Source organism: Microseira sp. BLCC-F43, from assembly GCF_041929235.1.
Classification (GTDB): domain Bacteria; phylum Cyanobacteriota; class Cyanobacteriia; order Cyanobacteriales; family Aerosakkonemataceae; genus Microseira.
The window spans coordinates 1-7,594 of the sequence record NZ_JBHFNP010000264.1 but is presented as its reverse complement, the minus strand read 5'-3'; the positions used below and the strand labels follow the sequence as shown (position 1 = coordinate 7,594).

15 protein-coding genes are annotated in these 7,594 nt (G+C 42.8%); 4 read left to right on the top strand and 11 right to left on the bottom strand.

Features of this window, described 5'->3' with window-relative positions; genetic code table 11:
• The first annotated feature begins 134 nt into the window (after positions 1–134).
• The 4 genes from ACE1CM_RS34890 to ACE1CM_RS34875 all read left to right on the top strand — a co-directional run bounded on the left by ACE1CM_RS34890 (position 135) and on the right by ACE1CM_RS34875 (position 2,361).
• Positions 135–320, top strand: coding sequence for a zinc ribbon domain-containing protein (locus ACE1CM_RS34890; RefSeq protein ID WP_374883486.1), 186 nt, complete (start codon positions 135–137; stop codon positions 318–320).
• Between the two features lie 541 nt (positions 321–861).
• A complete protein-coding gene (locus ACE1CM_RS34885; RefSeq protein ID WP_374883485.1) occupies positions 862–1,269 on the top strand; it encodes a reverse transcriptase N-terminal domain-containing protein in 408 nt (135 codons plus the stop codon).
• Between the two features lie 15 nt (positions 1,270–1,284).
• The gene (locus ACE1CM_RS34880; protein WP_374883487.1) at positions 1,285–1,971 is read left to right on the top strand and encodes a reverse transcriptase domain-containing protein; all 687 of its coding nucleotides are present in this window, start codon (positions 1,285–1,287) and stop codon (positions 1,969–1,971) included.
• A gap of 51 nt (positions 1,972–2,022) precedes the next feature.
• Positions 2,023–2,361, top strand: a complete 339-nt coding sequence (locus ACE1CM_RS34875) for an HNH endonuclease (RefSeq protein WP_374883484.1) — start codon at positions 2,023–2,025, stop codon at positions 2,359–2,361.
• 112 nt (positions 2,362–2,473) lie between these two features.
• On the opposite strand, the gene ACE1CM_RS34870 is transcribed toward ACE1CM_RS34875, so the two are convergent.
• The 11 genes from ACE1CM_RS34870 to ACE1CM_RS34820 all read right to left on the bottom strand — a co-directional run.
• Positions 2,474–2,941, bottom strand: a complete 468-nt coding sequence (locus ACE1CM_RS34870; RefSeq protein ID WP_374883483.1) for a hypothetical protein — start codon at positions 2,939–2,941, stop codon at positions 2,474–2,476.
• Entirely contained in the window at positions 2,901–3,131 is a 231-nt protein-coding gene (locus ACE1CM_RS34865) for a hypothetical protein (RefSeq protein WP_374883482.1), read from the bottom strand. The genes ACE1CM_RS34870 and ACE1CM_RS34865 overlap by 41 nt, the downstream gene beginning before the upstream one ends.
• A gap of 46 nt (positions 3,132–3,177) precedes the next feature.
• The gene (locus tag ACE1CM_RS34860; RefSeq protein ID WP_374883481.1) at positions 3,178–3,501 is read right to left on the bottom strand and encodes a hypothetical protein; all 324 of its coding nucleotides are present in this window, start codon (positions 3,499–3,501) and stop codon (positions 3,178–3,180) included.
• A gap of 121 nt (positions 3,502–3,622) precedes the next feature.
• Entirely contained in the window at positions 3,623–4,021 is a 399-nt protein-coding gene (locus ACE1CM_RS34855) for a hypothetical protein (protein ID WP_374883480.1), read from the bottom strand.
• 207 nt (positions 4,022–4,228) lie between these two features.
• On the bottom strand, positions 4,229–4,975 hold the full coding sequence (locus ACE1CM_RS34850; RefSeq protein WP_374883479.1) for a hypothetical protein: 747 nt from the start codon (positions 4,973–4,975) through the stop codon (positions 4,229–4,231).
• 63 nt (positions 4,976–5,038) lie between these two features.
• On the bottom strand, positions 5,039–5,341 hold the full coding sequence (locus tag ACE1CM_RS34845) for a hypothetical protein (RefSeq protein ID WP_374883478.1): 303 nt from the start codon (positions 5,339–5,341) through the stop codon (positions 5,039–5,041).
• Between the two features lie 264 nt (positions 5,342–5,605).
• Complete coding sequence (locus tag ACE1CM_RS34840; RefSeq protein WP_374883477.1) at positions 5,606–5,815, bottom strand: hypothetical protein; 210 nt, start codon at positions 5,813–5,815, stop codon at positions 5,606–5,608.
• Between the two features lie 411 nt (positions 5,816–6,226).
• Positions 6,227–6,499, bottom strand: a complete 273-nt coding sequence (locus tag ACE1CM_RS34835) for a hypothetical protein (protein ID WP_374883476.1) — start codon at positions 6,497–6,499, stop codon at positions 6,227–6,229.
• Positions 6,492–6,716 carry a hypothetical protein gene (locus tag ACE1CM_RS34830; protein WP_374883475.1) on the bottom strand — a complete coding sequence of 75 codons (225 nt, stop codon included), beginning with the start codon at positions 6,714–6,716 and terminating at the stop codon, positions 6,492–6,494. The genes ACE1CM_RS34835 and ACE1CM_RS34830 overlap by 8 nt, the downstream gene beginning before the upstream one ends.
• A gap of 310 nt (positions 6,717–7,026) precedes the next feature.
• Entirely contained in the window at positions 7,027–7,242 is a 216-nt protein-coding gene (locus tag ACE1CM_RS34825; protein WP_374883474.1) for a hypothetical protein, read from the bottom strand.
• Positions 7,243–7,251: 9 nt separating this feature from the next.
• The coding region (locus ACE1CM_RS34820) for a hypothetical protein (RefSeq protein WP_374883473.1) at positions 7,252–7,594 on the bottom strand (343 nt) is incomplete at its 5' end.

Sequence of the window (7,594 nt, the reverse complement as noted above, 5' to 3'; positions counted from 1 at the left end):
CTAGTATAAAACGCCGTAGTGGGAATCTGACTATAGTTGGAACTATAGATAACAGTACCACGAAGGAAATCTTGCATACCCTTAATCGGGCTTCAAGAAGCCCTCACCATACCTGTTAAGGTTGGTGAGGGAGTATGTCACAAGTTAATCAAGCTTACACATCCAAAACTGAAAGCTTGCACGGCGAAATCGTCCAAAACTTAGGCGGGGCAAAAGTTATCAAATCCAGCGACGGGTTTTTCATCAACCGGGATCTAAATGGTGCGCGCGGGATTTTCCTGGGTGCATTGGTTGATACGGTGCGGCTCGGTTTAGGGTAAAAATGGCAACATATAGCCCTAAGTGAGAACGCGGGAGAAATCCCGAATGTTCCATAACTGACTTTACGGATGGAGGTGAAAGCCCTCCACTTCAGGAGAGAAGTTACTCGCTATCTGCCCACACCGAGTAGACTCGGAATTCTACAGAGTGAAGCTGGGAACAGGGCGCAATCAGAGGATATGCAGGTATACCACACTGGCGCTAATGGGGCGACACCATGGATAAACTAGACCTAGAAAAACGTCTCAGCCAAGAGCGGCAACCTGAACTAATTATGCCGACTCCGTACCCTATATTCTCGCGGCGACCTCGTATCATCAGCCGCCAACTCCGAGAAGGGTAATGGCGTTGGTGGTCTGTCGTAAAATGTCATAACAATCTTAAAGTCGGAACGAGTAAAAACGGTGACAACGGTCTGTGGAAAGGTAGAACCCACAGTAGGCAAGACGAGATGCGGAAACCCTATCACCGGGTAGGACGAAGGGTAACTCGTTCGAGGCAATCAGAACACAAAACACAAAGGTGAGCATAGTTAGACACATGACTAGCAATAGTGATAGTGAACTTTGGAAGAATTTACCGTGGAAGAAATTCCGCAAAAATCTCTTCCGCCTCCAATGCAGATTGTGGAAAGCTATTCGAGTTGGCAACAGGAAACGAGCCAATAATCTCCAAAAGCTAATACTGAAGTCCCGAAGTGCAAGATTACTAGCAATTCGTCAGGTAACTCAGCTTAACACTGGTAAGAAAACAGCAGGTGTAGACGGCAAAGCTTCTCTAACTTTCTTTGAAAGGTTTGACCTAGACAACTTACTAAAAGCACAGGTTAATACTTGGAATCATAGCAAGCTGCGGCAAATACCAATCCCTAAGAAAGATGGTACTAAGAGAATACTCAAAGTCCCCAAATACAGAGCATGGCAATGTGTTATCAAATACGCCCTATAACCTGCCCACGAAGCTATTTTTGCTCAACGTTCCTACGGGTTTCGCCCTGGACGTTCGGCTCATGATGCACAGAAATATCTCTGCGATAATCTGAAATCGCGGGCTAACGGCAAGGATAAAATAATCCTAGAAATGGACATCGAGAAGTGCTTCGACCGCATTAGCCACAACCACCTAATGGCACAAGTAATAGCACCGCAAAGTGTAAAACTTGGGCTATGGAAGTGCCTAAAAGTAGGGGTCAATCCTGAGTTCCCCGAACAGGGAACGCCTCAAGGCGGGGTATGCAGCCCTCTTCTTGCCAACATTGCCTTAAATCGAATAGAAACCATACATAAATCTGTAAGATATGCAGATGACATGGTTTTTATTTTTAAGAAGGGTGATAACCAAGCAAAAGTTATTGATGAAATAATAGAATTTCTGCACGTGAGGGGATTAAATATTAAGTCGGCGAAGACTCGGTTCGTATCCGCGACTGATGGATTTAACTTTCTAGGCTGGAACTTTAAAGTCCAGAAAAACGGAAAATTTAGGTGTATTCCCTCTGAGCCAAACTATCTAACATTCCGTCAGAAAATTAAAGCCATAATTAATAACTCGAATTATGGTGCTTCAACCAAAGCTGAAAAACTTTCACCCATTGTCCGGGGCTGGAGAAACTATCACCGCTACTGCAAGATGGATGGCTCAAGGTTCTGATTGTGGCACACAAACCACAAGGCTTTTAAGGTATTATTAAAAGAAAAAACCATGACCAAACAACAAGCGGAATCCCTAGTCAAAAAGGCATTCGCCGCAGTGGCACATTCAGAAAACAAACACATCATGGTTAAAGGGGACGCATCCCCTTTCAATGGTGACACAGTTTACTGGAGTAAAAGAGAATCCAAGCACTATGATGGGTTAACAGCTAAGGTACTAATTAAGCAAGACCATAAATGTGGATACTGCGGACTAAGGTTCGTAGATGGCGAAGATATACACCTCCACCATATAGACGGCAACCACAACAACTGGAAGCCAAAAAATCTAACGGTAGTACATCAATCGTGCCATCAATACATCCACACGAGCAAAAGGGAAACCTAAGATTGTCGGGATCCGGATGCACGGAAACGCGCACGTCCGGTTCTAAACGGGAGGGGCGGAGTATAATAACTCCCCTCGACCTAACCCCTTGGTTGAACCAACATTTGGTGGTTTAACTTATGTGTTTGTTAGCGAATGTTAGCAAAAAAGTATCGGACTCAAGAAGCTCGTAAAGCTTGCGCCCTCTGTATCCGTGGGTATCCACAGCTCTTACATGCCATTCTTCCTCTAGCTGACGAAAAACCCTTGCCACATAGATGGCGCTGGGAATGTTTAACTCCCTTGCTATTTGGGCTGGATAAACCAGGCGCTTCTTCGTTACTAAGTGATTGAGGAGCCTTCGCTTTATCTTGCCTTCGCTCGTTTCACGCATTAAGGGTTCTTTGGTATCATGGTTCAAGCGTTTTAATTCCATTTCAAGGCAAGATTCTCCTTCCTGCGATGACGAGGGAGAGTCTTGCTTTAAGCCTTCATCGCCTCCTTTCTCAAAATACAATCCTAAAAGATGGGACAGCGCTAACACTTGGCGTTCAATATTCTCAATTTGCGCGATCTTGTAACTTGCGGATGTCAACCGCATGTCCTTCAAATATTAGACGAAATTCCACTGCCTCCTTGAGCAGTTTTTCGACCTGTGTTTTAAATTCATCTTGGGTAGTAGAGTCCTTGCCTGGTGACTCGAAAGAGCTTTTAGTATTCAACAAGATTGCTCGGATCAACTCTTCAACCAATTTGTTGTAGCCTTGGGCAGCCTCTTCTACTTGACACACTAGTACGCGAACGCTCGTCCAATCAATAGTTTAATTTTCCATGTGGTTACTCCTTCTCTGGATTTACTAGATTTACTTTGCTCATTACTTCATTTATTGCTGCATTAAACGCTTCATCAGTAGGCTCTGGTATTGCCCCTATTGCGCACAACCAGCGCAGTTGAATATTCCGACCACCACGACAAATCGCTTTGTTGTTGGCACTATGACAGAGATGCTGACCTTTACCACATAAGTTGTTGATAAAGTACTCGTAACGCCTGGGGGTTAGCTCAACTGGTTCTTCTCCTTCAAAGGGACAAGTTTTGCATGGTTTGGGTTGTACTGGATAGGTGCGTAAATCCTTCGAATCCAAGTTTCTATTATTCATATTGCGCCTTTATCGTACATTGCTTGCTGGTTAATAATTGATATAATTCATCGCGAGCTTGAGTTAGTTTTTTGCTCCGAGAAGCTTGCATGTCACCTATTATTTCCAGGGCTTCAAGCTGTTACACCAGATTCTGAACTTTTATTTGAGATTGATGAAACTTGGCTTTGAGGGCTTTAACCTCAGACTCAAGCGCTTGTATCTTACAACTGTGTCTTGTTGACTCTAGCGTCATCAAATGTTGCTCTAAAATCACAAATCGATTATTTTTAGACCCCCTTGAGTGATTCGCATTCCATTCATCCTGAGAAACTAACATCAACCTTGCTATTCCATGCATTACTTCTCGCGACGGCAACTGAGTACCTACATACATAGATCGTCGTTTATTGTTCATGGTGATTGCTGCATGAACGTAAGCTTTTCCAGTCCGAGTTTTATACTGATAAAAACCTACGGTTCTTCCTTCTAGCTTTACCTCAGCTATTTTGGTAACAGTGTATTTTCCAGCTTCTGTCATGACGATTTATCCTGTGTTTGACTCGATTCAACTTCATATTTAATAAGCGCGAAGAAGTAAACAAACGCTAAGCGAAAGCATTGCTCAATCAAATTTCGCAGATCTAGGTTTATGTACATTTCGTACGATAAATCAATAGACGTATGTGAAATAGCTTTTTCCAGCCTCATCTTTTGCTTCATCAACTCCTCGTTCAATGCAAGTGCGTCAAACCTGACATGCTGACCAAAAAGCTTTAAACTGAGTAGCTAGTATTGCTAATCTCCACAAGCTGGGATCTTTTTCTCTAGTAAATCTGTTAGGTTCGTCAGCCTTTGTGAATCGCTCAATTGGTTTCATGGAAATATAGAGACAGCGACGACTTAATTCGCGATAGCGAGGTTCCGAGAACAAACCATGGATTGAGCTAAGGACTTTAGGGCAGAAAGTATTGAAGACTCGATTTTTCCCTATTTCCGAAGAAATTACAGTGTTGGCGCTATCGCGATTAAAGCCAGTAAGTAGCAGGGTATACATCTGTTCGTTGAGCAAGGTTTCCTTGTTAAGATTGTCCAACATCAAACAGAAGTGCTTTTCAAATCTATGGTGAAAACCTTCGTCGCCAACAGTAACGATTTCAAACCTTTTGCTGTCTATTTCGTTGCGAATTGAGGCAAAGGTTGAGCTAGCAGCAAACACTTGAGTTTGATGAATCGCCGCATAGATAGCGCTTAATTCCGTTTTACCGCAGCCTTCGCTACCGTAAAGAAAAAGCAAGGGGAGTTTATTGCATAATGCAGACGGAATGCAGGCGTAGGCAGCCAGTAAAGGTATTTGGATGTGCGCTTGCGGAATACAGGAGCACTCGTCGATTAGCCGCTCAATATTTTTGCCGAAAGGAATTGATTCGTCCCAAGGAAAATCGTTAGCGCGTAACAGCTTCCTGATCGCCGCGTAATCTACAGGTTCTTCCATGCTACCTCCAAGGGAAGGAGGCTTCCCCTTACTTCAAGAATTGAATTAATTAAATTAATTGAATTACCTGCCTAAGTCAAAGATAAGCCTCAAGAGCCAACGAACCTCCTCGTAAAGAATCTCTTCAACGCTGCTATCGAGGTTTTTACTGTTGGCTCTTAAGCCCGCCAAGATGGACGCCATTGCACCGATATCTTGCGGACAGTCTTGAGACGAAGATAGGGGCGTTAATGTCTTAGCAAGAACAGCGATTCTTTGCTCTAAGTGTTGCTGCTCTGTCTGTGGAGGATAACCACTCTTTCTTCCGAAACTACCGCTGTCACCAGATGCTCCTGTCAGCGACTCTGGAATCACCTTTCTGTCCACTTGAGTAAGATTTTTGAAAAGGTAATCTTCGCTCGCCTTGTTGTTGTCAGCAACTAAATCAGCAACAGTGCTTGATCAGGTATACAAGAATGACCCGCTAAAACATCCCTTCAATATGTTCGCACTAGAAGAAGCGGCAAACGCGCCCGAATTGAATACTTTCGTGTCCAAGTAGGAACACAATGTCTTCTGCATTCGAGACGCATCTGTTGCGGCTTTTGGAGTGTCAGATTTAACAAATCGCTCGTAATTTTGAGAAAAAATTTAAAACGAAATCTTTGTCCCAGCAATATTGCTTTCTGCTTTAATATCGGTCATTGACCTAAAAGCAGCCAAAAGAACGTAACCTCCGTCTATCTTGAAAAAACGACCTTCAGTAATGTCAATCATCGTTTCTGTTTTGTGAGGGTCGTAATAAACTTCCGAGAAGTCAGGGTACTTTTTGTTTTTCTCAGGTTTTCCCAGCCAAGCCATAATCACCTCATTTTGTGTACTGCAAGCAAGTCCGAAATATCAGAGAGACGCCAAGCAGCCAAATAGCGGTCTACCTTTTGTCGTCTCTTTGTTATGAGTACCAGACGGGAGTACTCCGCCGGACTGAAATACTCAAGGTATTTAATCGTGTTCTTGAAGCCTGGTAGAACAAGTCCCTTGACTTCAATATTGAGGAATCTACTGGAATCATCCCTGCTCTCTACTCGAAAATCGCAGCGCCAATAAATCCCTGGATAATTCTCTGTAGCATCCTTTATTTTTAATCGATGCTGTCGATATACAAAAACCGAAGGAAACTCTATTAGGTGCCGATACACATCTAGTTCAAAGATGGAGCTAAAATAAACAGAATCCTCGAAAACCTTGACGTTGGTTTCCATGCGGTTCGCGTCACTCCACCATATTCCTTGAGTCTTGTATTTCTTTCCTTGCATCGAAAAGGGATAATTGTTTGACACAACGATGCTCTCCTTCCCAGCGTTCTTTTGTTAGTTGAAATAATTTATCAACCGCAACAGCAAATCCTTTTTTCTCTAAAATAACCCTGTATTCACGTTTTCCAAAAGAACCAACAGGGTTAACCTCGAGAATGCTCCAGTAGTCGCGATTCCAGTCGCTACAAATTAGCGCATAACCTGTGGAAAAATTGTGAGGTTTATTCAACACGATCGTCCAACACTTCCCCATCAACAGGCTGCTCGATATTCCATGCATAATATGAATTTGCAAATTCGCTCATTGACATCCCTAATGGAATTAAAAAATCATGCTCGAATTTTTTCATTACATAGGAGGCATCGTACTTAACCAGCTGTGACTGGCGAACACCTTTTCTGACGCTATACCAGCGCGAAATGATTGCACCTTCAGGCTTTAACATTTGAGGCGATACACTATGTGTCCAGCGATTACCAGCACAATTAGTGGAAGTCCAGTTAGTAACTTCATTCAGTGTTTTTGTCCAAACTTAACTATGTTTTGTTTATCCCCTTTTTTTTTTTGCATGTCTAGGGCAATAATTAAATTAAATATTAATAACAAAATAATAATGGCAGAGTTTGACAAAAAAAAAGAGATGTTGGTATTTAGGGGAAGTGCGCCCAAAAATAGCCGATCTCCAGTTAATTCAATTAATTGAATTAATTCAATTCTCGCTGAGAGGAAGGGGGAAGACGACAACGCAAGAATCGCTAGCGACGAGAGTCATTATGGCTTGGAACCACCCCAAGCAAGACGGAGATGAAGCTCAGAACCGCCGAAACAATTTCCACGTCTTGAGACTGGATTTCAATCAATATTTTATGATCGGAGGATTTATAAACAAAGCTACCTTTAATCATTCCGCAAGCGATCGCACAGACGATGAAGAAGCTAGCGACTACATAAAGTCCTTTGTTGGTTTTCAAAATTTTCTCCTATGTTGGTAAATTAACTTTCCAGGCTTTTAGGCTATAAATTCGCAGTTCTGGTTCACCGCTTCCTACATCCATTACTCCAATCGTGAGATAGCGACCTGTTGCCAAACCCGATATGGTAGCAACTTTTTCTGTAGTGCCTGGACGAGGACGTGTACTCCAGAAAGGAACGCTAGCCCACTGAGGAGTAGGGTCATCAAGCTCAGACATTCCTGCAAACCAATCAGCTTCACCTCCGGGAAATTCTGGTGCCATTTTAATTCCGAGTTTTATTTCGACATAATATCGATTGATTTGCATTAAATCAACTTGAATAAAACCACGATTACCTGTGCCTGTCATG

Bases quoted from the DNA above. Each gene is read 5' to 3' on its own strand.
- ACE1CM_RS34890 (WP_374883486.1), top strand. From the start codon at position 135: ATGTCACAAGTTAATCAAGCTTACACATCCAAAACTGAAAGCTTGCAC.
- ACE1CM_RS34885 (WP_374883485.1), top strand. From the start codon at position 862: ATGACTAGCAATAGTGATAGTGAACTTTGGAAGAATTTACCGTGGAAG.
- ACE1CM_RS34875 (WP_374883484.1), top strand. From the start codon at position 2,023: ATGACCAAACAACAAGCGGAATCCCTAGTCAAAAAGGCATTCGCCGCA.
- ACE1CM_RS34870 (WP_374883483.1), bottom strand. From the start codon at position 2,941: ATGCGGTTGACATCCGCAAGTTACAAGATCGCGCAAATTGAGAATATT.
- ACE1CM_RS34860 (WP_374883481.1), bottom strand. From the start codon at position 3,501: ATGAATAATAGAAACTTGGATTCGAAGGATTTACGCACCTATCCAGTA.
- ACE1CM_RS34855 (WP_374883480.1), bottom strand. From the start codon at position 4,021: ATGACAGAAGCTGGAAAATACACTGTTACCAAAATAGCTGAGGTAAAG.
- ACE1CM_RS34850 (WP_374883479.1), bottom strand. From the start codon at position 4,975: ATGGAAGAACCTGTAGATTACGCGGCGATCAGGAAGCTGTTACGCGCT.
- ACE1CM_RS34840 (WP_374883477.1), bottom strand. From the start codon at position 5,815: ATGGCTTGGCTGGGAAAACCTGAGAAAAACAAAAAGTACCCTGACTTC.
- ACE1CM_RS34830 (WP_374883475.1), bottom strand. From the start codon at position 6,716: ATGTTAAAGCCTGAAGGTGCAATCATTTCGCGCTGGTATAGCGTCAGA.